Annotated in this window: 16 protein-coding genes and 2 pseudogenes; 4 read left to right on the top strand and 14 right to left on the bottom strand. The window is 57.1% G+C overall.

Translation table 11 applies throughout. The annotated features are described in order from the left end of the window. Window positions 1-33: 33 nt before the first annotated feature. Window positions 34-1,314, bottom strand: a complete 1,281-nt coding sequence (gene aptA / locus BLW01_RS11035; RefSeq protein WP_229806424.1) for an omega-aminotransferase AptA — start codon at window positions 1,312-1,314, stop codon at window positions 34-36. 285 nt (window positions 1,315-1,599) lie between these two features. Here aptA and BLW01_RS11030 point away from each other — a divergent pair, with 285 nt between their 5' ends. Next, on the top strand, window positions 1,600-3,297 hold the full coding sequence (locus BLW01_RS11030; RefSeq protein ID WP_092569638.1) for a SulP family inorganic anion transporter: 1,698 nt from the start codon (window positions 1,600-1,602) through the stop codon (window positions 3,295-3,297). A 17-nt stretch (window positions 3,298-3,314) separates the two neighbouring features. On the opposite strand, the gene lhgO is transcribed toward BLW01_RS11030, so the two are convergent. Next, the gene (gene lhgO / locus BLW01_RS11025; RefSeq protein WP_092569636.1) at window positions 3,315-4,514 is read right to left on the bottom strand and encodes an L-2-hydroxyglutarate oxidase; all 1,200 of its coding nucleotides are present in this window, start codon (window positions 4,512-4,514) and stop codon (window positions 3,315-3,317) included. Between the two features lie 149 nt (window positions 4,515-4,663). On the opposite strand from lhgO, the gene csiR reads away from it, so the two are divergent. Beyond that, entirely contained in the window at window positions 4,664-5,350 is a 687-nt protein-coding gene (gene csiR, locus BLW01_RS11020) for a DNA-binding transcriptional regulator CsiR (RefSeq protein WP_092569634.1), read from the top strand. Between the two features lie 12 nt (window positions 5,351-5,362). Here csiR and BLW01_RS11015 read toward each other — a convergent pair whose 3' ends face one another. The 12 genes and pseudogenes from BLW01_RS11015 to BLW01_RS10965 all read right to left on the bottom strand — a co-directional run bounded on the left by BLW01_RS11015 (window position 5,363) and on the right by BLW01_RS10965 (window position 19,550). Then, entirely contained in the window at window positions 5,363-6,298 is a 936-nt protein-coding gene (locus BLW01_RS11015; protein WP_092569632.1) for a 5-oxoprolinase subunit C family protein, read from the bottom strand. After that, window positions 6,295-7,041, bottom strand: coding sequence for a 5-oxoprolinase subunit B family protein (locus BLW01_RS11010; RefSeq protein WP_092569630.1), 747 nt, complete (start codon window positions 7,039-7,041; stop codon window positions 6,295-6,297). Before BLW01_RS11010 ends, BLW01_RS11015 begins: the two co-directional genes overlap by 4 nt. A 99-nt stretch (window positions 7,042-7,140) precedes the next feature. Further along, entirely contained in the window at window positions 7,141-8,958 is a 1,818-nt protein-coding gene (locus BLW01_RS11005) for a serine/threonine protein kinase (protein ID WP_092569628.1), read from the bottom strand. Between the two features lie 9 nt (window positions 8,959-8,967). Next, complete coding sequence (locus BLW01_RS11000; protein WP_092569626.1) at window positions 8,968-10,167, bottom strand: 2-oxo acid dehydrogenase subunit E2; 1,200 nt, start codon at window positions 10,165-10,167, stop codon at window positions 8,968-8,970. Between the two features lie 18 nt (window positions 10,168-10,185). Then, window positions 10,186-11,163: an alpha-ketoacid dehydrogenase subunit beta gene (locus BLW01_RS10995; RefSeq protein ID WP_092569624.1), complete on the bottom strand. Its 978-nt coding sequence runs from the start codon at window positions 11,161-11,163 to the stop codon at window positions 10,186-10,188. A gap of 2 nt (window positions 11,164-11,165) precedes the next feature. Then, window positions 11,166-12,377: a thiamine pyrophosphate-dependent dehydrogenase E1 component subunit alpha gene (locus BLW01_RS10990; RefSeq protein WP_092569622.1), complete on the bottom strand. Its 1,212-nt coding sequence runs from the start codon at window positions 12,375-12,377 to the stop codon at window positions 11,166-11,168. Between the two features lie 153 nt (window positions 12,378-12,530). Continuing rightward, window positions 12,531-13,052 (bottom strand): annotated as a pseudogene (locus BLW01_RS18385) (ABC transporter permease); the annotation flags it as partial. Between the two features lie 282 nt (window positions 13,053-13,334). After that, window positions 13,335-14,216: pseudogene (locus BLW01_RS10985) on the bottom strand (ABC transporter ATP-binding protein); the annotation flags it as partial. A gap of 13 nt (window positions 14,217-14,229) precedes the next feature. Further along, window positions 14,230-15,357, bottom strand: coding sequence for an ABC transporter permease (locus BLW01_RS10980; protein WP_092569620.1), 1,128 nt, complete (start codon window positions 15,355-15,357; stop codon window positions 14,230-14,232). Window positions 15,358-15,441: 84 nt separating this feature from the next. Next, a complete protein-coding gene (gene osmF, locus BLW01_RS10975) occupies window positions 15,442-16,308 on the bottom strand; it encodes a glycine betaine ABC transporter substrate-binding protein OsmF (RefSeq protein WP_229806423.1) in 867 nt (288 codons plus the stop codon). Between the two features lie 165 nt (window positions 16,309-16,473). After that, entirely contained in the window at window positions 16,474-17,868 is a 1,395-nt protein-coding gene (cysS, locus tag BLW01_RS10970) for a cysteine--tRNA ligase (RefSeq protein WP_092569616.1), read from the bottom strand. Window positions 17,869-17,870: 2 nt separating this feature from the next. After that, window positions 17,871-19,550 carry a glutamine--tRNA ligase/YqeY domain fusion protein gene (locus BLW01_RS10965; protein ID WP_092569614.1) on the bottom strand — a complete coding sequence of 560 codons (1,680 nt, stop codon included), beginning with the start codon at window positions 19,548-19,550 and terminating at the stop codon, window positions 17,871-17,873. Between the two features lie 183 nt (window positions 19,551-19,733). On the opposite strand from BLW01_RS10965, the gene BLW01_RS10960 reads away from it, so the two are divergent. Beyond that, entirely contained in the window at window positions 19,734-20,228 is a 495-nt protein-coding gene (locus BLW01_RS10960; RefSeq protein WP_092569612.1) for a peptidylprolyl isomerase, read from the top strand. Between the two features lie 44 nt (window positions 20,229-20,272). Then, window positions 20,273-21,037 carry a UDP-2,3-diacylglucosamine diphosphatase gene (locus BLW01_RS10955; RefSeq protein WP_092569610.1) on the top strand — a complete coding sequence of 255 codons (765 nt, stop codon included), beginning with the start codon at window positions 20,273-20,275 and terminating at the stop codon, window positions 21,035-21,037. Window positions 21,038-21,086 lie beyond the last annotated feature (49 nt).

The raw sequence follows: 21,086 nt of genomic DNA, 5'->3' as shown, positions 1-21,086 counted from the left end.
CAAATGTCTCGTTTAATAGAATGGCTGATCAGCTCAATCGAGCCGGTTCAGGGTCGAGGCCACGGCATCGAAAAGCCGTTCCAGTTCGACCGCTGTAGTAGAGAACGGCGGGCCGAACTGCAGCGTGTCACCACCATAGCGGACGTAGAAACCAGCCTCCCAGAGAGTCACGGCGGCATCACGCGGCCTGACGGTCGGATCACCATCGCGGGGTGCCAGCTGTAGCGCGCCGGCCAAGCCATAATTGCGTATATCCACGATATGCGCCCCGCCTTTGAGCGCATGCAACCCATCCTCGAAAACGGGTGACAACGCACGCACCTGAGCGGGAAAATCCTCACGTTCGAACAGATCCAAAGCCGCCAGCGCAGCAGCACAGGCCACAGGATGCGCACTGTAAGTGTAGCCGTGGGAAAATTCGATGGCATGCTGGGGACTATCGACCGCCATGAAGGCATCGAAGATCGCATTGGATGCAATGACGGCACCCATCGGCACGGCACCATTGGTCAACTGTTTGGCGACGTTCATGATATCGGGCGTGACACCGAATGCATCAGCACCCGTATTGGCTCCGCAACGTCCGAATCCGGTGATCACTTCATCGAAGATCAGCAGGATGTCGTGTTGATCACAGATCTCCCGTAAACGTTGCAGATAGCCGATCGGCGGGACGATGACGCCGGCGGAACCCGACATCGGTTCGACGATGACCGCGGCAATGTTGGACGCATCATGCAAGGCGATCTGGTCGAGCAGTGCGTCGGCCAGTTCCGCGCCACTTGTCGCCTGCCCTCTTGTGAAGGTCTGGTCGGTCTGCAAGGTATGCGGCAGATGCGTCACATCCATCAACTGGCCGTACTGCTTGCGATTGGGACCAATGCCGCCCAGACTGGTACCGCCGACATTCACCCCGTGGTAGCCTTTGGCACGACCAATCAACCGGGTCTTTTCCGGCTTGCCCTTCAGCCGCCAATAAGCCTTGGCCATTTTGATCGATGTATCCGCCGCCTCGGAACCCGAGTTGGTAAAAAAGACATGATCCAAGCCGGCCGGCATCAGACTCGCCACTTTCTCGGCCAATTCGAAAGCCAGGGGATGGCCTACCTGAAACCCCGGGGCAAAGTCGAGCCGACCCAGCTGTTTGGCAACCGCCTGCTGAATTTCCTGCCGGTTGTGACCTGCACCGCACGTCCAGAGACCTGACAGAGAATCGAACAATCTACGCCCTTGCCGATCGATGAGATAGCGTCCATCTGCCTCGGCCACCATTCGTGGATGAGCACGAAAATCGCGATTGGCCGTGAATGGCATCCAATAGGCGGTACTCGAAGCGATCGAGTCATCACTGACAGCCTCGAAGGCGGACGTCGGCGACACATCCCAAGGGCCCATGAGCAAACTCCTGTGATCATTGATACGGTGTATTGTGCAGGCACTCATAGCTTGGCTGGCCTTATGTGTTTATAAAAGGCATAACTACCAACATTCACGTCAGTAAATCGTTACGTGATTCCCCCATTACACCGTGTCCCTCAAAATCAAACGCGCATTCAGGTAGCCTTGCACCCTGACGATACTCACGCTCAAGGGCCCATCATGCTGAAGCGCTATTTGCCGATACTGCAGTGGCTTCCTCACTACAACCGACATGCGATGGTCGACGATACACTTGCTGCCTTTGTCGTTACCTTGATGGTGATCCCCCAGGCCCTGGCTTATGCCCTCCTGGCCGGTCTGCCTGCTGTCGTCGGCCTGTATGCGAGCATTCTGCCTCTCGTGGTCTATACGCTGTTCGGCACCAGCCGCACCCTGGCCATCGGCCCGATGGCGTTGATTTCCCTGATGACCGCCGCCGCGTTATCCAAGGTGGCACCACAAGGCAGTGACGCCTATATCGAAGCGGCTATCACCTTGACCTTGATGGTCGGCATTCTGCTGACGCTGATGGGCGCATTGCGTCTGGGTTTTTTTGCCAACTTCCTGAGTCACCCCGTCATTTCAGGCCTCTTGAGTGCCTCAGGAGTCCTGATCGCCGCCAGTCAGCTTGCCAATATTGCCGGACTCCCCGGTTCAGGCTTCACGCTGACCACACAGTTGGCCAATATCTGGCACCATCTCGATCAACTCCACCCGTTGACCCTCGCCATCGGCGTGGTCTCCTTGATCCTGTTATTGGCGATTCGCCGCTCACGCCCACTGCTTGAACGTATCGGGCTATCAGCCATCTGGGCGCAATTCTCGGTCAAGATGGGGCCGATCCTGGTGGTAGGCATATCGACCTGGCTCTGCTGGGTGTGTGATTTTGCCGCGCAAGGCCTGGATGTCGTGGGTGATATTCCCAGCCGTCTCCCGCCACTCGGCATTCCCTCGACGGATGGAGAGGTATGGCAGTCATTATTGGTGCCGGCCCTGATGATCAGCGTCGTCGGGTTCATCGAGTCGGTGGCCCTGGCCCAGATGCTTGCTGCGAAGCGCCGTGAGAGCATTTCTCCCAATCAGGAGCTCATCGGTCTGGGCACCGCCAACATTGCCTCCGCGCTCTCTTCGGGCATGCCGGTCATCGGCAGTTTGTCGCGCACGATGGTGAATTTCGATGCCGGAGCACGTACACCGGCCGCGGGAGCGCTGGCAGGACTCGGCGTTGCATTGGTAACGCTTTTTCTGACACCGCTCATCAAATATCTGCCAATAGCCACCCTGGCCGCAATCATCATCGCCTCTTCGATCCCTCTGATCGATATCGCTACCATTCGTCGTACCTGGCGCTATTCGCGCAGTGACTCTTCCGCCATGGGCGCCACTATCGTTCTGACGCTTCTGGAAGGCGTGGAATTGGGCATCATGGCCGGTGTCACCTTGTCCATCGCCTTGTTCCTTTACAGAACCAGCCGGCCGCACAGCGCTCTGGTAGGTCGATTACCCGGCACGGAACATTTTCGCAACATCGATCGCCACGAGGTGGAAAGCGCCAGGCACTTGGCCCTGCTACGAATCGATGAAAGTCTCTATTTTGCCAATGCGCGTTATCTGGAAGATACCGTCTATGACCTGGTTGCCAAACATCCGGATATCGAGCATGTAGTGCTGATTTGCTCGGCAGTCAATCTTATCGATGCCTCGGCCCTGGAGAGTCTGGAGGCCATCAACAATCGTCTCGACGACTCTCGGGTCACCCTGCATCTGGCCGAGGTCAAGGGGCCGGTAATGGACAAGCTCAAATCCAGCGATCTGCTTGATCACTTGACCGGTCGGGTGTTCCTCAGCACTTATGATGCCTGGCGAACGCTCCATTGACGACGCCCTGCCATCGTTTACCCTTCTTCCACCTGAGACTTGACCTTGTCGACGATATAACGACCGATGGGAATCGCCGATGTGGCCGCCGGCGACGGGGCATTGCACACATTGACCGTGCGTCGGGTGTTGACGAAGAGAAAGTCATCAATGAGTTTGCCCTGGCGTGACACGGCTTGTGCACGAACCCCCGCCGGGTAAGGCTCCAGGTCGTCCAATGACAGGCTGGGGCAGTATCGACGCACGTCGTTGAGATAGCCTTTCTTGAACCAGGAGTTCTTCAGCTCCGTCAGTCCCGGGCGCCAGTATGCCGACAGCACCTTGCGAATCCCGCGGTCGGCCAGCAAGCCAACCGTATCCGGTAATGACACATCACGCTTGCGATAACCTTCACGCTTCAACGCCATGACGGCATTGGGCCCGACGGTGACCGTTCCATCGATCATACGTGTCAGGTGAACCCCCAGAAACGGCATGCTGGGGTCCGGAATCGGATATATCAGATGGCGAACGATCGAATCGTGCTGACGAGACAGTCGGTAGTACTCGCCCCGAAAAGGACAGATAGTGAATTTCGGATCCTTGCCCAGAAGCTTGACGACACGATCGGCCATCAACCCAGCGCAAGCGATCATGTATCGTCCGACAAACTCGCCGCGGTTGGTTTTGACCACGACTTCACCGATTCGCTCTTCCAGCCCGGTGACGCGTGTCGAAAGCCGAATCTCGCCACCCAGTGACTCGAATTCTTCGGCCATGGCCTGGGCGACACGACGATAATCGACGATGCCACTGGACGGCACGAAGATCGCCCCGCGGCCGGTGATGGCCGGCTCGCGCTCATGGAGTTCATCGCCGCTCAGCCACTGGCGCTCGAGACCATTGGCGGCCGTGCGTTCCCATAACGCTTTCATACGCTCCATTTCAATATCATTGGTCGCGACCAGGAGTTTGCCGCATTCTTCGTAGGGAATGTCATGCTGCTCACAGAACGCCTTGGTCTGGCGATTACCTTCACGGCAGAAGCGAGCCTTGAGACTCCCTGGCGTGTAATAGACACCGGCATGAATGACACCGCTGTTGTGACCGCTTTGATGGCTCGCCAACGTCTCTTCCTTGTCGATCACGACGATCCGGTGGCCCGGATATTCCTCAGCGAGTTGTTTGGCGGTCGACAGGCCAAGAATACCGCCGCCGATGATGATGAAATCGTACACAAGCACCTCAGAATCGATGTCCTGCCCTGTGCTATACAGCGTCAAGGCTTCCCGCTCGCCACTTGATGGCTATGCTCGATATAATCCCATGATTGTAGAATATCGACATTCGAGAACAATGTCCTTCGTCGCAAGGAAATGCTGCATCAATGGATAATCCCCCTCGACAGAACCTTGGCATCAGCGCTTATCAGCATCTCAAGCGCGATATCATTCGTGGTGTCTTCGCTCCCGACGAGAAATTGCTGATGAGTCGGCTCAAATCACGTTACGACCTGGGTGTCGGGCCGTTGAGAGAAGCGCTCTCGCAATTGGTCGCAGAACGATTGGTCGTGGCCATCAGCCAGCGCGGTTATCGCGTCGCCCCCGTCTCGCTGGCGGAACTGGAAGACATCTATGATGCACGCGCCGAACTCGAGGCGATGATGCTGCGCCTGTCCATCGAACGCGGTGACGATAGCTGGGAAGCGGACATCCTGGCGACTTCACATACGTTGAACAAGGTCATGGAAGTCCACAGCCCCGATGATGTTCTGGATATCTGGGACAACCGCCATAAAGCCTTTCACGCCGCTCTCGTCGCCGGTTGCGGTTCGAATCACTTGCTTCGGGCGCGAGCCGGACTCTTCGATCAGGCGGAACGTTACCGCCATCTTTGGCTTCAGGAAACCGTATTCTCGGATCAGGCGCTAGAAGAGAAACGGCGCCAGCACAATGCGCTGGTCGATGTCGCCTTGAGCCGGGATGCCGAGCGTGCCAGCCGTATGATGCGCGACCACTTGCTGACGCCAGTACCGGTCATTACCGATGTATTGAAGCGACGAGAATTGGTGTAACCGCTCCCCGCCTCAGGCAAGAAAGCGGCTCAAAAAATCATGATGTTCGCGCTGTGCCTGACCCAATGCCACGGGCTGCAAGCGAACCACCTGACCTGGCTGGCACTGGGCCAGGCGCGAACAAGCCAATGGGGTCAATGTTCCCATCCGCGGATACCCTCCAATCGTCTGCCGATCGTTGAGCAACACGATGGGCTGCCCGTCCGACGGCACTTGCACTGCGCCAAGCGCGATACCTTCGGATATCATCGAGGTCACACGGCTTCGTAGCGATGGACCGGCCAGGCGTACGCCCATGCGATCGGCCCGGTCGTCGATATGCCAGTCGGCGTGAAACGCGGTGAATAGACTACGCCCCGTGAACTCGGCCACCTGGGCACCGGGCACCATCGACAATGAGCTCTCCTCCTGATAGTTGATTGTCGGGACCTCTGCCGGCGATGGCAAGCGCCGGTCGGCCGACAATGCATCGTCTGCCGCGAATGCCACTCTGTCACCGCTTGCCAGTGCATGCCCCTGTCCATCGTGCCCTCCCAGGCCGTCACGAATGACGCAAGCCACACTGCCCAGTACCGGATCAGCGACAAAGCCGCCTACCACAGCCAGATAAGCGCGAATCCCGTTGACCGGCACTTGGAAGGTCAGGTATTGCCCCTCTCGAACAGCGAAGGTCTCTCCCGGTTTCACTGGACGCCCATCCAGGCATGCCTGTAAGTCCGCTCCCATCAGCGCCAGCGTGGCATCGCGTTCGACAACAAGCGAAAGGTTGCCAAGCACGATTTCCAACGCCGGAGTATTCCAGGGATTGCCAAGCAGATAGTTGCTCCAGGCCCAGCCATGCAAATCCGCTGGACCCCCTTGCGTGGCACCCAACCGTCGGACACCGAAACGGCCGGCATCCTGCAGCGTTGTCAATGGTCCCGCACGTTCGACTCGCAAGCCGCTCATTCGCGATCTCCCTGATCCTCTGTGGCCGACTGGCTAGAACGTTCCTCGACAGGCGTTACATCGCCCCCCATCTCCACGAACGTGTCGCGATCGATGGCCACGAAGCGTACCCGATCACCGACCTGAAGCAGACTGAACCCTTCTGTCTGGCGGTCGAACAGTCTCACAGGCGTCCGTCCGATCAGATTCCATCCCCCGGGCGACAGACTCGGATAAGCCGCCGTCTGGCGTTCCGCCACAGCGACACTCCCGGCAGGCACCCGCTTGCGAGGCGTTGCCAGCCTCGGGACGACCAGGGGATCGTCGAGCCGCCCCATGAAGGCATAACCGGGCGCGAATCCCAACGCAAATACGCGATAGTCACGACCGCGATGCATATCGATGACACCATCGAGATCGAGGCCACTGGCGGCCTGCAACCGCGCGAGTTCCGGCCCCACCGATTCGTCATACCAGACAGGGAGCTCCTTCAATGGGGCATCGGCACTCACATCATCCGGTGCAAGCCCTTCAAGGATACGAACAAGCCGCTGCCGGGCGTCACCGGCATCAAGCTTCATGACATCGTAATGGACCAGTACCGTGGTATAGGAGGGAACGAGGTCGACCAGAGCATCGTCGAATACACTTTCGCATTGCCGACAAAACGACGTCAGCCACGGCATATTCGCCTCATCGATAGTATCGAACAGCCGCACGACCCACGCATCGATACCGGCATTTTCCAGACGCGGTAAACTCAATATCTGTCTCCCATGCAGGGCTTGCGAAGTCGCGGATCATCCGCACAGCATCACCGTATATCCATGATCTTATGCCCCGGGCATGAGGCAAGACCACTATCACACAGCGCGCGGATTGCGTGGGTAGAAGCGCTCGGGCTGGCATTCGATGTGAGGAAAGAATTTGGTGTCCTTGTAGGGCATTTTCATATACCCCGATACCCCCAACCCTTCGATGCGATCCACCGCTTTCAGAATATCGTCGAGGCAGCTACGAAACTCGGCTTCTCTCGAGGGATCGAGCAAACGATAATAGCTGTGAATCTTGAGATGCCTTGGCAACGCTTCGAAGATGATCATGCCGGTATGGTGAATACGGTTCAGTGCTTCCAGGCATGTCATGATACGTTCCGGCAGCACCAGGAACTCTTCAGGATCGGGCCCATCCTCGAAGTATGAGTGCTCGCGAGACCTGTCTTCCAGTTCAGGGACATCACTGACTTCATAAGACAGTGTCATTCCCTCGGGCAGAATAAAAGGCGCCTCAGACGAGTCGCGGTCGATATGCAAGGTGTTTCTGGCGTTGAAGAGACAACTCTTGAAGATACCGCGCCGATGGATCGCCCTGGCCAACGTTACCAGATTGTTGACTGCCACGATAAAGGCCGGCTTGAGCGATCGATCATGCAGGTTCAGTGAGGTATCGAAATACACGCCTTCCGCTTCCCAGCGGATTGCCAACCCCCCGACCACTGGATAACGGCCAAGACGGCTGACGGCGGCGAGAAAGGCTTTCTCCGTATCCCCCATGCCCTGCATGAAGTTCTTGTAATAACGATCGAGCTGAACGTCATTGACATCATTCAATGACGTTATCGAACTCTCCTCACGCAGGAACGCCTTGCGGGAGCTATAAACCACGGTATCGATATCCCGATCCAGTGAGCGCCCCCAGATCGGCACCAGCGGCGTTTCAGGTGGTCGCGGGAGATCGAGCATGACCGTACGTGCCATGCGCGGCATGGCATCGAGAAAATAGTCGCCGGCCTGCCGGCGAACCGAGCCATCCGTCGACAGCATGGCATCCAGCACGCGGGCGAATTCTCTCGGTAGACCCAGCGAAACCGCAGGCATCACCCGGCAACCAAAACGGCAGGACTGCCCTGATGCCAGCGCGTAGAGCGTTGCTGCCGCCCCCTGTTCATCGAAGCGAGGCGATGACAGCGCTCCATCCAGTTGCTCTTCACCGATGAAATACACATCACCCAAGCGCGCATTGCTCTGCTGCAGATTGTCGGGCATCAACTCCATGGCATGAGTGGATACGAACTGCAAGTCGGCATCGAGCTGAGCGAATACCGACGACCCCCAATCGATCAACGCCACGGATTCCCGATCAGGATCAAACACCAGATTCGATGGTTTGATATCACCATGCACGACGGGCTGGCCTGCCGGACCGATATCACGCCGCAGGTAGCGAAGGATATCTGCCAGCTGCGCGGCAATACGAATGATCAGCCTCGGTGACAAGCGCCCATGTCGCAGTGAGACGTCTTCGAGATTGGTCCCGGGAGCCCGCTCCATGACCAGCATCGACTGTTGCCGCACTCGTTGGAATGCGATCAGCCGGGGAACATGGGAGTGAGCAACATGACCGAGCATGAAGGCTTCTTCCTCCAGTCGATCCTGAACATGACGGGGCAAGGTGATACGGGTGAATTTGAAAACGTGCTCGCTACCATCCCCCACTCGCCCGGCGAAGACAAACGCATACGCTCCCTTGCCGACGAGCTCGATATCCCGATAACCGAGCTGCTCGAGCTGCTGCTGACAAAGCCCGATCCAATCCTTGAGTTTCTTGGCATCCTGATGGCTGAGCAGATAGATCGACTGCTCTTCGGGAATGTAGAACTGTTGCAAGGCCGGCGTGGTCATATATACGCCTCACCCCATGTGCAGCAGCATTGTCTCCGGCGATTCCAGGTAGCTTTTCCAGTCATTGCAGAAACGCGCCATGGTTCCCCCATCAAGCACTCGGTGATCGCCGGCCCAGCTTACCGTCATGATCGCCCGTGACACGACGTTGTTCTGCACGTCAAAGCGTGGCAACCATTGAATCCGGCCCAATGCGACAATAGCCACTTCAGGCGCGTTGATGATCGGCGCCGCATAGGTCCCTCCCAGCACGCCGATATTGGACATACTTATCGTCCCTCCCTGTAAATCCGCTCTGGCGAGTCGTCCTTGACGAGCGTCTTCCGTGAGCCGGGCGATTTCCGCCGCGATTTCCAGCAATGTCAAACGTTCGGCATGCTTGACATTGGGTACGACCAGTCCGTTTTCACTGTCCACGGCCATGCCGATATGGCAGGCAGGCTGATAATGAATTTCACTGGCATCCTCATTGAGCCGAGCATTGATCAACGGGTGTTCCCGTATGGCCAGTGCCAACGATTTCATGAACAGCGCCATCAAGGTCAAGCGTATCCCGGCTCGCTCGGCACCGGATTTTAGCCGCTCATACACTGTCAGCAGCTCGGTAACATCGACTTCATCGCCATAGACGAAATGGGGAATGGTCCTTGCCGCTGCCTCCATGTGTCTGGCCATGACCGACCGAATCCCCGTCATGGGCTCGACCTGCGCCGTCACCTGCTCATCCGTTTCGAGACAGGCCAGCACATCCTCCTTGAGCACTCGCCCATCCTTACCGGATCCCGCAATCGTGTCGAGATTCAATCCATGCTCGCGTACCAGACGTCGTACTGCCGGACTGGCAGGCGTGCGTTGACGATGCGGTGATGATGAGATCGACTCGTTCGCCGGTATGGTATCAGCCCTCGATTCCCTGGCCGCCGATACCGGTTCGTCAGCATCGTTCTCCGACGTCGGTTCGACGCCAGACGCGTCGCTTTCCTCCCAGGCAAACAATGGCGAATCGACCTTGGCCACGTCCCCTTCCCGATAATACAAACGGGCAATACGTCCCGTCGCAGGCGCGGGAATTTCCACCAGTGCCTTGTCCGTCATGACCTCCACCACCGGCTGGTCTTCTTCGACTCTGTCGCCCTCGGCAACCAGCCATTTGACCAGCTCACACTCCACGATGCCCTCACCGATATCGGGTAGAATGAAATCGCTCATCATGGACCTCCGTCCGGATCAGAATTCGATGCTGGCCTTGATCGCGTCATGCAGTTTCCACTGATCCGGCATGTACTCCTTTTCCAGTGTGAGCGGAAACGGCGTATCCAGACCGGCGACGCGGGCGATCGGTGATTCGAGATAAAGGAAACAGCGCTCTTGTATCGTCGCGGCAATTTCACCGGCAAATCCACCGGTCAAAGGCGCTTCATGCGTGATGACCAAGCGCCCGGTCTTGAAAACCGACTCGGCTACGGTGTCCACGTCCCATGGCAATAGTGTTCGCAGATCGATCACTTCACAGGAGACTCCCTCGTTTTCTACCATCTCCACCGCGGCCTCGATCATCGTCATCTGTGCTCCCCAGCCAAGCACGGTGACATCGTTACCCTCCTTGAGGATTTCAGCGTTACCCAAGGGCAACTGGTAATCCGCATCGGGCACCTCACCGGTTGCGGCTCGATACAGCCGTTTCGGCTCGAAAAACAACACAGGATTGGCATCACGGATCGAGGCCAGGAGCAACCCTTTAGCCTGGTATGGATTACGCGGTACAACGATCTTCAGGCCTGGAGTATGCGTGAAATACGCCTCCGGGGACTGGGAGTGGTAAAGTCCCCCGGAAATGCCACCGCCATATGGGGCACGAATCGTCAGTCCCGCCACATTGAAGAGATTGCCCGAACGGTAGCGGAACTTGGCGGTTTCATTAACGAGTTGATCGAATGCCGGAAAGATGTAATCGGCAAACTGGATCTCGGCAATGGGAACGGCCCCCTGAGCAGCCAGCCCGTTGGCGAAACCGACGATACCCTGCTCGACTAGGGGCGTGTTGAAACAACGCGCCTTGCCGTAACGCTCCTGGAGATGACTGGTGGCCCGGAACACTCCGCCGAAGGTGCCGACATCCTCTCCGAAGCAGATCACACGCTCATCTGATGCCATGGCCATATCGAGCGCATTATTGATGGCCTGCAACATATTCATGGTAGGCATCGTTACGTCCTTCCCTGCGGCTCATCGGTATTATCGATCCCGAGAGATCGGGCGCCACGCGGATACTGCTCCGGATAGCGACGAATATGAGCTTCCAGTGCATCGAACTGCTCCTGGAGCCGCAGGGGCACTTCATCGTAGACATCGCTGACCAGGCTCTCGAGTGGTGGGGGCGGTCGTTTTTCGGCTCGTTTCATGCTTTCGAGCACATCGCGTCGATAGCGTTCGAGCAATTCGTTCTCCTCGTCCTCACTCCACCATGATCGGTCGATCAACCACCGTTTCATGCGACGGATGGGGTCCTTGACACGCCAGGCTTCCTCCTCCTTGCGCGAGCGATAACCTGACGGGTCATCGGAGGATGAGTGTGCTGCCAACCGATAGGTCATCGCTTCGATCAGGACAGGATGATGATGTTCCACAGCCAGACGACGCGCCTCGCGTGTCGCCTCATGAACGGCAAGTACATCGTTGCCATCGACACGCACCACATGCATCCGATAGCCGAATGCTCGTGGCGCTACCCCATCGGCCGCGTACTGTTCAATAGCCGGCGTGGAGATCGCGTAGCCATTGTTACGACAGAAAAAGATCACCGGTACGCGATGCACCGTCGCCATGTTCAAGGCCGCATGAAAGTCCCCTTCCGAGGCCGCGCCTTCGCCGAAGAAGGTGATGGTGCAATGCCCTTCACCCGCCAGCTTCTGCCCGTACGCATAACCGGTCGCCTGAGGAATCTGGGTAGCCAATGGGGAGGAAATCGTCATGTAATGCAGCTCGGCCGACCCATAATGAATAGGCATCTGGCGCCCCCGACCATAGTCGAGGTCATTGCCGAACAGTTGGTTCATGAACTCATCGATACTGAACCCTCGATAAGCCAGTGCCCCCTGCTCACGATACTGCGCCATGATCATGTCACTATCGTCCAGTGCCGCGGTAGCACCGATGACAGCCGCCTCCTCTCCCGTGCATTGCAGATAGAAGCTCAAACGGCCCTGACGCTGGGCTGCCATCATGCGTTCATCCAGCACCCGGGTGAACACCATCGCCCGATAGATGTGCAGCGCCTTGTCACGCTCCAGGGACGGCGCGTCTATGCCGGGGTACAGCACGCCTTCCTGATCGAGTAACGCAAAGGTGGGCAAGCGATATTCGTCGCCATCGAGGAATTCGAGAACGTTGACAACGTTCGATTTAGCGGTGGAACTCATGACCTCATCCTCGGGTATCGGCGGAGGTACACCGCTCCCTTGTGGGGAACGGAGGGCCACGATCGTCCCGGTCAGGATGTGCCGAGGACGATACTCTATTTAACGTTAACGTAAAATGAATGAAAGCACACACTCCTGACAAGCAGGGAGGCGTCAACCTTGGTCGTATGCTGCCAGACCGCAACCGACGCGTTCGAAAATGCTATCGACACAAAGCGCCAACAGGGCTATCACGATCGCTCCCTGGACGATATAGGCACCGTTGCCATTGACGATACCTGCTATCAAGGGGTCTCCCAATGTCTTGGCGCCGATGGTCGAACCAATCGCCGCCGTCGCGATATTGATGGTGACGGACGTCCGGATACCGGCCAGAAGAATCGTGCTGGCCAATGGCAGCTCGACCTGCCACAACCGCTGCATCGACGACAGGCCCATCCCTTTGGCAGCTTCCATCACATCCGCATCGATACCCTGCAAACCCGCCAGCGTATTGCGAACGATAGGTAGCAAGCCATAGAGCACCAGGGCGATGATGGTCGGCACAGTCCCGAACCCCAGGGCAGGTACCGACAGCGCCAGCACGGCGACAGGAGGAAAGGTCTGGCCGATGGAGGCCAGTTGGCTGACCAATGGCAGAAAATCCCGTCCCCAATCACGGGTGACGGCAATACCGGCACCGACCCCGATTGCTGTCGCGATCACGCCGGCAATGGCGACAATGGCAATGTGATTGCCCAATAGCGCAAGGAATGAGTCACGCCGATAGATGACATCCCCCATAGCCGGTAACCACAAACGCATTAGCGTGTCGAGATGCGGCAACGCCACGACGACCACCAACAGCAGGAGACTCCATAACAGTAACCGCCAATTGGCGCGACGCACCTGCCTCATTCGTGCGACTCCCGGATCACGTCCTGCCAATGCAGTGTACCGATACGCCCCCCCCCCGCCATCCAGCACCGGCAGCTGAGCCGTTTTGCGCCATAGCATGACCGATAACGCATCGCGCAATGAATCCGTATTACGGACCCCTTCGACATCGGATGCCCCTACCGCACTGTCATGACGCATCCGAGCCGATACTGTCATCAGGGAAGCGTGCTTCAAGCCACGATCCCGGCCTCCCAGTAACGATTCCACGTAGGCGTCGGCTGGCCGACCGAGCAAATCCATCGGCGTCCCCTGCTGTACGATACGACCGGCTTGCATGACGACAATGCGATCCGCCAGCTTGAGCGCCTCATCCATATCATGGGTGACGAAAACAATGGTCTTCTTGAGCCGCCCCTGCAAAGCGAGCAGTTCTTCCTGAAGCGTTTCCCGGGTGATGGGATCAAGCGCACCAAAAGGTTCGTCCATCAAGAGCACGTCCGGGTCAGCCGCCAACGCGCGAGCGACTCCCACCCGCTGCGCCTGACCACCGGAAAGCTGTGCGGGATACTTTCCGGCGAATGCCTCGAAATCGAGATCCAGCATGGACATCAACTCTTCCACTCGCGCTTCGATGCGTGTGGATGGCCACTTGAGCAATCGCGGTACCAGACCAATATTGCGAGCCACCGACCAGTGCGGAAACAGACCGGTATTCTGGATCGCATAACCGATACGGCGGCGCAACTGGTCAGGGTTGAACGAACGAATCTGCTGACCTTCGATACGGATTTCACCGGCACTGTGTTCGATCAGGCGATTGATCATGCGTAACGTGGTCGATTTACCGCACCCCGACGTTCCCACGAGCACGCACAGCTCGCCATGACCTACAGACAAGTGGATATCGTCAACCGCAACTTCCTGACCGAAGCGTTTCGTCACGCCATCAAGGGCGATCATGGATGCATGATCGTCACGCATTGACATCTCCTCGTCGGCACCACGCGGCCAGTGCACTCAGCGCCGTATCCACGAGCACGGCCATGATGATGATTGGCAGCGCCCCCAGCAGCACCATATCCATGGCAGCCTGCCCCAGTCCCTGGAAGACGAAGGTTCCGAAACCACCGGCACCGATCAACGCTGCCACGGCCGCCAATCCGATCGCCTGGACACTGGTTATGCGGACGCCTTCGATGATGACGGGCAACGCCAGTGGCAACCTCACCTGAAAGAACACTTGCCAACGGCTCATCCCCATGCCGCGGGCGGCATCGATCACCTGAGGATCGATACTCTCGAGAGCGACATAAGTGTTACGTGTCATGGGCAGAAGACTATACCCGACCAACGCCAATAAAGCCGGTGCCCAACCGATACCCTGAACGCCCAGATCGGCCAGTATCGAAAATCGCGACGACAACCAGGCCAGAGGTGCGAGCAACAAACCGAATAACGCCAGGCTCGGTATCGTCTGGATGACGCTGAGTACCGCAAAGACACCCCGCTGCAAGCGTTCATGACTGCGCATCAATAGCGCCAGCAATACGGCCAACATCAGGCTGACAGCGACCACAGCACTGACGAGGGCAACGTGATAGTGCATCGCGTCCATGAATTGTTCGGTATTCCCCTGATATTCACGCACCAGTGCCAGGTCGCTCAAGGCACCCAGCCAGAAGGGAAGCGATATCAATGCGATCAGTGACAGCCACAGTGACCAGCGTCCGAATCGAGGGACATGCAACCTGGCCTGTAATTCGAGCAGGATCAGCAGGGAGAAGAATAGCCACGCCCACAGACCGGGACCGATACTGGCTCGTGCCGCCTGTTGAGAAGAGTCGACCACCATTTGGCAGAACAGACTCAACGCCCAGGGCCATGATACCAGGTAGACAAGCGTGATCGTCAGCATCGCATAGTCTCCCCAGCGCGGAGGAGACCACCACGACAGGCAAACCACACCGACCAGAGGCAAGAGAACCGGAATCAGCCATTCGAAGCCGACAATGGCGACCAGTGAATAGTCTTCGCCGGGTGCAATACGATTCGGCTGGACGCTGACCACACTGAGCAGGGCCAACGTCAGCAATGCAGCCATCGATAAAACGACGAGCACTCGGTTATGCGGCGGCCGGAGCACGGCAGAGCATCCACTCAGGCAATGAAGTGATCAAATGCACGATCACTCTTCCATGGAGGCCAGAAAGTCCTCGGCCACACTGGCAGCATCGACACCTTGCACAGCCACTTCGCCATTGAGTCGCTGCAGGGTTTCGAGATCCAGCGCCTCGAACACCGGCGTCAAGAGCGATTCGATTTCCGGATGCGCCTCGAGGACGTCACGACGCACCAATGGCGCTGGTTGATAGACAGGCTGTACGCCAAGGGAGTCTTCCAGCACGACCAAATCGAGGGCACCGAGACCGCCATCTGTCCCATACGCCATGGCGGCATTCACCCCATCGGTTTGTCGTGCTGCAGCACGCAGGGTAGCAGCCGTATTGCCGCCGGACAGAACGACCAACTGATCGGAGGAAAGCTCGAACCCATACGCCTCTTCAAAGGCGGGTAAAGCGGAAGGCGACTCGACGAACTCGGAACTGGCAGCGAACTTGAATTCACCACCGTTCTGGAGATAGTCCGCCAGATCTTCGAGCGTTTGGAGATCATGCTCGCGCGCAAGGTCGCCGCGAACACTCATGGCCCAGGTATTATTGGCATCGGCCGGAGTCAGCCAGACGAGATCGTTTTCCGCCTCATCGAGCTGCTTGACTTCCTCGTAGGCGGCCTCTGCATCCTGCCAGACCTCGCTGTCTTCTCGGTCGAAGAAAAACGCACCATTCCCGGTATATTCAGGATAGATATCGATTTCACCCGCAATGATGGCTTCACGTACGATGCTGGTCCCACCCAGCTGCAAACGGTCCTCGACCTCGAGGCCGCCCTCTTCCAGTGTCTGGATGATCAATTCGCCCAATACCGAGCCTTCGGTATCGATTTTCGACGAGACGACAACAGGATTGTCAGCATGAGCATGGCCCACCAGCATGCCGCCACCCACTACCAGCGCGACGATACCCTTCAACGTCCTGTCCATGGGGACGCTCCCTTATCAGCAAACCAATGTGTTTCCAGTATAAGGAAGCTCTTCCCCGCTGTCAGGGATCATCGGCCAGGAGACAATCAACGCTCGGTGTCTCCGTGACTCACATCGTTAACGCTGGGGTTGTCGATCAAGAACCCAGGTTGTCCCCTCTCGCGAATCCTTGAGGATGATGCCCATAGCCGCCAATTCATCACGAATGCGATCGGCCGTCGCGAAATCCTTCGCGTTCTTGGCCTCTTGCCGTTCGGCAATACGTGCCTCGATGTCGGCTTCGCTGAGAGGTAATGCACTGTTTACACCGCGCAGGAAATCAGCAGGGCGTTGATAGAACAGCCCCAGTACCTCGCCCAACCTGAGGAGTTCGGCCGCCAGGGCAGGTGCTCTCCCCTCGTCCTCCGACTTGGCCCGGTTGAGTTCTCGAGCCAGGTCGAACAGTGCCGCCAACGCTTCAGGCGTATTGAAATCATCCGCCATGGCGGACGAAAAGCGCTGAGCAAAACGATCGTCGACACGCCCGGCCTCCGGCGTCACGCCATCGAGAGCGTTGTAGAAACGTTCCAGTGACTTGCGCGATTCATCGAGTGCCTCAACGGAATAGTTGATCGGGCTACGATAGTGGCTGGCGACCAGCAGATAACGCACGACTTCCGGATCATGAACCTCGAGGATTTCCCGAATGGTGAAGAAGTTGCCCAATGACTTGGACATTTTCTCATCATCCACCCTGACAGCACCGGCGTGCATCCAGGTATTGACGTAACGCTTGCCGGTAGCGGCCTCACTCTGAGCGATTTCGTTTTCATGGTGAGGAAAGGTGAGATCAGGCCCGCCACCATGAATATCGAAGGTTTCACCGAGGCAGCATGTCGACATGGCCGAACATTCGATGTGCCAACCGGGGCGCCCCATTCCCCAAGGAGAGGGCCAGCTGACCTCGCCGGACTTTGCCGCTTTCCACAATACGAAATCGAGGGGGTCCTCTTTGTGTTCGTCGACGTCGACGCGCGCGCCGGCCCGCATATCATCGAGATCGCGGTTATTGAGCTTGCCATAGGCCTCGAAACGACGCACGCGGTAATAGACGTCGCCATTGTCGGCAGAGTAGGCATACCCCTTGTCGATCAGCGTACTGATCATCGCCACGATGGCATCGATATGAGCGGTGGCACGAGGCTCCTCATCGGGACGAAGCACGTTCAAGCGCGTTTCATCCTCATGCATCGCTTCTATCATGCGGTGCGTCAAACGATCGATCGGCTCACCATTCTCTTCCGCACGGCGAAGGATCTTGTCATCGATATCGGTGATATTGCGCACATAAGTGACATCATATCCCGCCTGGCGCAAATAACGGGTAATGACATCGAATGCCACCATGACGCGTGCATGGCCCAGGTGACAATAGTCATAGACGGTCATGCCGCACACATACATGCGGATCTTTCCGGCTTCCAACGGTACGAACGCTTCCTTACGACGAGTCAGGGTATTGTAGATCTGCATGCTCAGCTCTTCTTTTGCATTTTCGCCCAGGTATCCTTTAGCCCAACGATACGATTGAAGACCAGCGCTCCATCGCGACAGGCATAGCGATCCGCACAGAAGTAGCCGACACGTTCGAACTGGAAGCGTGATTCAGGCACCGTCTCCTTGAGACCAGGCTCAGCGATACCTTTCAGGGTGACCAATGACTCGGGGTTCAAGTGCTCGAGAAAATCAGCATCCCTGTCCTTATCGGGCATCTCCACCTGGAACAGGTTATCGTATAACCGCAGCTCCACCGGGACGCCATGTGTGGCACTGACCCAATGGATCACTCCCTTCACCTTGCGCCCTTCCGGATTCTTACCCAAGGTGTCGAAATCCACTGAACAATGAAGTGCCTCGATCTCCCCTGTGTCGTTCTTGATGACGTCGTCACAACGGATCACGTAACTGTTGCGCAGACGCACTTCCTTGCCGGGCGCCAACCGGAAGAACTTCTTGGGAGGCTCCTCCATGAAATCATCACGGTCGATCCATATCTCCCGATTGAGGGGAATACGGCGTGAAGGCATGTCGTCACGCGCCGGATGCCCCTTGACGTCGTACACCTCTTCAAAATCTTCAGGTACATTGGTGAGGATCACCTTCAGCGGCCTCAGTACACACATGGCCCGCGGCGCGTTATCCTCGAGGTCGGAACGGATGGCGTGATACAGCATCGCGATATCCACCAGGCCACCATCGGCACGAGTCACGCCGATCATCTCGCAGAACTTGCGGATCGACGCCGGTGTATAACCACGCCGACGCATGCCGGATAATGTCGGCATACGGGGATCATCCCAGCCATCGACGAAACCATTGTCCACGAGCAACTTGAGTTTGCGTTTGGATGTCAGCGTGTAATTCATGTTCAGGCGCGCAAACTCGATTTGCCTGGGGACACTGGGCACTGGCAGATTCTCGAGGAACCATTCGTACAGTGGGCGGTGATCTTCGAACTCCAGAGTGCAAATGGAGTGAGTGACCCCTTCGATCGCATCCGACTGACCATGCGTAAAATCGTACGATGGGTAGATTTTCCACTTGTCACCACTCTGATGGTGGCTGGCATGGCGAATCCGATACAGAATAGGATCACGAAGATTGATATTGGGTGATGACATATCGATCTTGGCACGCAGAACCTTTTCGCCTTCGGCAAACTCTCCGACCCGCATGCGTTCGAGAAGATCCAGATTTTCCTCCACCGAACGATCTCGATAGGGACTCGGCTGACCAGGCTCAGTCAGGGTGCCACGGTACTCCCGGATTTCATCGGGAGAGAGGTCGTCGACATAGGCCTTGCCTTCCCGCACCAGATGCTGTGCCCAGGCGTATAGTTGATCGAAATAGTCCGACGCATAACGCACATCACCCGCCCATTGAAAACCCAGCCACTGCACATCGTCCTTGATCGCATCGATATAGGCCTGCTCCTCCTTGGCGGGGTTGGTATCGTCAAAGCGCAGATGGCAGTCACCACCGAACTGTTCGGCCAGACCGAAATTCAGACAGATCGATTTTGCATGGCCGATATGCAGAAAACCATTCGGCTCCGGTGGAAAGCGAGTAACGACTTTTTCGACCTTGCCCGCTTCGACCTCTTCTCGAATCTGTGTACGAATGAAATTCGGGGCAGTGGTGCTGTCATGGCTCATGAGTAATCTGCAAACCTCTTGCTAGGTACCGGAAGGACAGAAGTCGACTTCGCGTATCGGTGCAAAACGGCTATTATAGCGTGACGCTACCGCGCAACGCCAAGGCACACCCGTTCATTTGTTGCTGGCTACCATGCCACGACGGGTATGATGCCAACACATCACGTAATCGAGAATCACGTCATGATCGTTCTAGAAACCAGTTTCGGCGACATCATCGTCGAATTGCATCACGACAAGGCACCACAAACCGCCGCCAATTTTGAACGCTACGTCGCCGACGGGCATTATGACGACACATTGTTTCACCGTGTCATTGATGGATTCATGATTCAGGGCGGCGGTTTCGATACTCGCTTCGAGCAAAAGCCGACCCGCGCCCCCATCGACAATGAGGCTGATAACGGACTATCCAACCATCGTGGTTCGCTGGCCATGGCCCGCACTCAAGATCCCCACTCCGCATCGGCGCAGTTCTTCATCAATGTCGCCGATAATGACTTCCTGGATCATCGTGACAAGTCGATCCAGGGTTGGGGGTATTGCGTGTTTGCCAACGTGGTTTCCGGCATGGACGTGGTCGACAAGATACGTGCCGTGCCAACGACCCGTCGGGGTATGCATGCCGATGTTCCCGCCGAAGACGTGCTCATTCGGCGTGCCTATCGCCAGGACTGATATCCTCTCAGCATCGACTTTTCACCTGCGATCTGGAACAACTCATGACGACGCTGTTGATAGCCGACCTGCACCTCCATCCCGGCGCTCCAGAAATTGCCGACGGTTTTTTCAACTACATCGAGCATCGCGCACAACATGCCGAGACACTTTACATTCTCGGTGATTTCTTCGATGCCTGGATCGGCGATGACATTCTCGATACACCGGGCATGCATCCACTCGCTGAACGTGTGGTTGCCAGCCTGTCGGCACTAAGTCGACAGGGAACCGCTGTCTATCTGATGCACGGCAATCGCGACTTTCTTCTTGGTCAGCGTTTCGCCGATCAGTGTGGGGCGACGTTGCTGGACGAGGCCACCGTATCGGAAATCGGAGGCCAACGTTACCTTATGATGCATGGTGATAGTCTATGTACGCGGGATGACGCCTATATGGCATTTCGTGCCCAGGCGCGAGACCCTGAGTGGCAAGCCTATATTCTGTCGTTACCCATAGAACAACGCCTGGAGCTGGCCAAGACCCTGAGAACCGAATCCGGTGATGCCATCTCCAACAAAGCCGAAGACATCATGGATGTCACACCGGTGGAAGTCGAAACGATAATGGCAAAACATGCAGTAACCACGTTGATCCACGGACATACGCATCGACCGGACGTTCATGACCTGACCGTCGATGGAAAGCCGGCAAAACGTTACGTACTTGGCGACTGGCGACCCGACCAAGGGTGGGACATACTCATCACTTCCGGTCAAGCACCTCAACTCCGCCGTTTCCCACTTAGAGAGCCGCTCTCCCGGGACTGACGACAAAGCGGCCGGTTGAGTTCCAACCGGCCGCCTGACCTGATCCCGC

Source organism: Aidingimonas halophila (assembly GCF_900106955.1).
In the GTDB taxonomy this organism is placed as follows: Bacteria; Pseudomonadota; Gammaproteobacteria; order Pseudomonadales; family Halomonadaceae; genus Aidingimonas; species Aidingimonas halophila.
The sequence above is the reverse complement of the archived record's forward strand: the minus strand, read 5'-3'. Positions and strand labels throughout refer to the sequence as shown.

Bases quoted from the DNA above. Each gene is read 5' to 3' on its own strand.
- BLW01_RS11030 (WP_092569638.1), top strand. From the start codon at position 1,600: ATGCTGAAGCGCTATTTGCCGATACTGCAGTGGCTTCCTCACTACAAC.
- BLW01_RS10995 (WP_092569624.1), bottom strand. From the start codon at position 11,163: ATGCCTACCATGAATATGTTGCAGGCCATCAATAATGCGCTCGATATG.
- BLW01_RS11005 (WP_092569628.1), bottom strand. From the start codon at position 8,958: ATGACCACGCCGGCCTTGCAACAGTTCTACATTCCCGAAGAGCAGTCG.
- osmF (WP_229806423.1), bottom strand. From the start codon at position 16,308: ATGCTGGTGGGCCATGCTCATGCTGACAATCCTGTTGTCGTCTCGTCG.
- BLW01_RS10955 (WP_092569610.1), top strand. From the start codon at position 20,273: ATGACGACGCTGTTGATAGCCGACCTGCACCTCCATCCCGGCGCTCCA.
- BLW01_RS11000 (WP_092569626.1), bottom strand. From the start codon at position 10,167: ATGAGCGATTTCATTCTACCCGATATCGGTGAGGGCATCGTGGAGTGT.
- BLW01_RS10990 (WP_092569622.1), bottom strand. From the start codon at position 12,377: ATGAGTTCCACCGCTAAATCGAACGTTGTCAACGTTCTCGAATTCCTC.
- aptA (WP_229806424.1), bottom strand. From the start codon at position 1,314: ATGCCATTCACGGCCAATCGCGATTTTCGTGCTCATCCACGAATGGTG.
- BLW01_RS10980 (WP_092569620.1), bottom strand. From the start codon at position 15,357: ATGGCTGCATTGCTGACGTTGGCCCTGCTCAGTGTGGTCAGCGTCCAG.
- cysS (WP_092569616.1), bottom strand. From the start codon at position 17,868: ATGCAGATCTACAATACCCTGACTCGTCGTAAGGAAGCGTTCGTACCG.
- BLW01_RS10960 (WP_092569612.1), top strand. From the start codon at position 19,734: ATGATCGTTCTAGAAACCAGTTTCGGCGACATCATCGTCGAATTGCAT.
- BLW01_RS10965 (WP_092569614.1), bottom strand. From the start codon at position 19,550: ATGAGCCATGACAGCACCACTGCCCCGAATTTCATTCGTACACAGATT.
- csiR (WP_092569634.1), top strand. From the start codon at position 4,664: ATGGATAATCCCCCTCGACAGAACCTTGGCATCAGCGCTTATCAGCAT.
- BLW01_RS11015 (WP_092569632.1), bottom strand. From the start codon at position 6,298: ATGAGCGGCTTGCGAGTCGAACGTGCGGGACCATTGACAACGCTGCAG.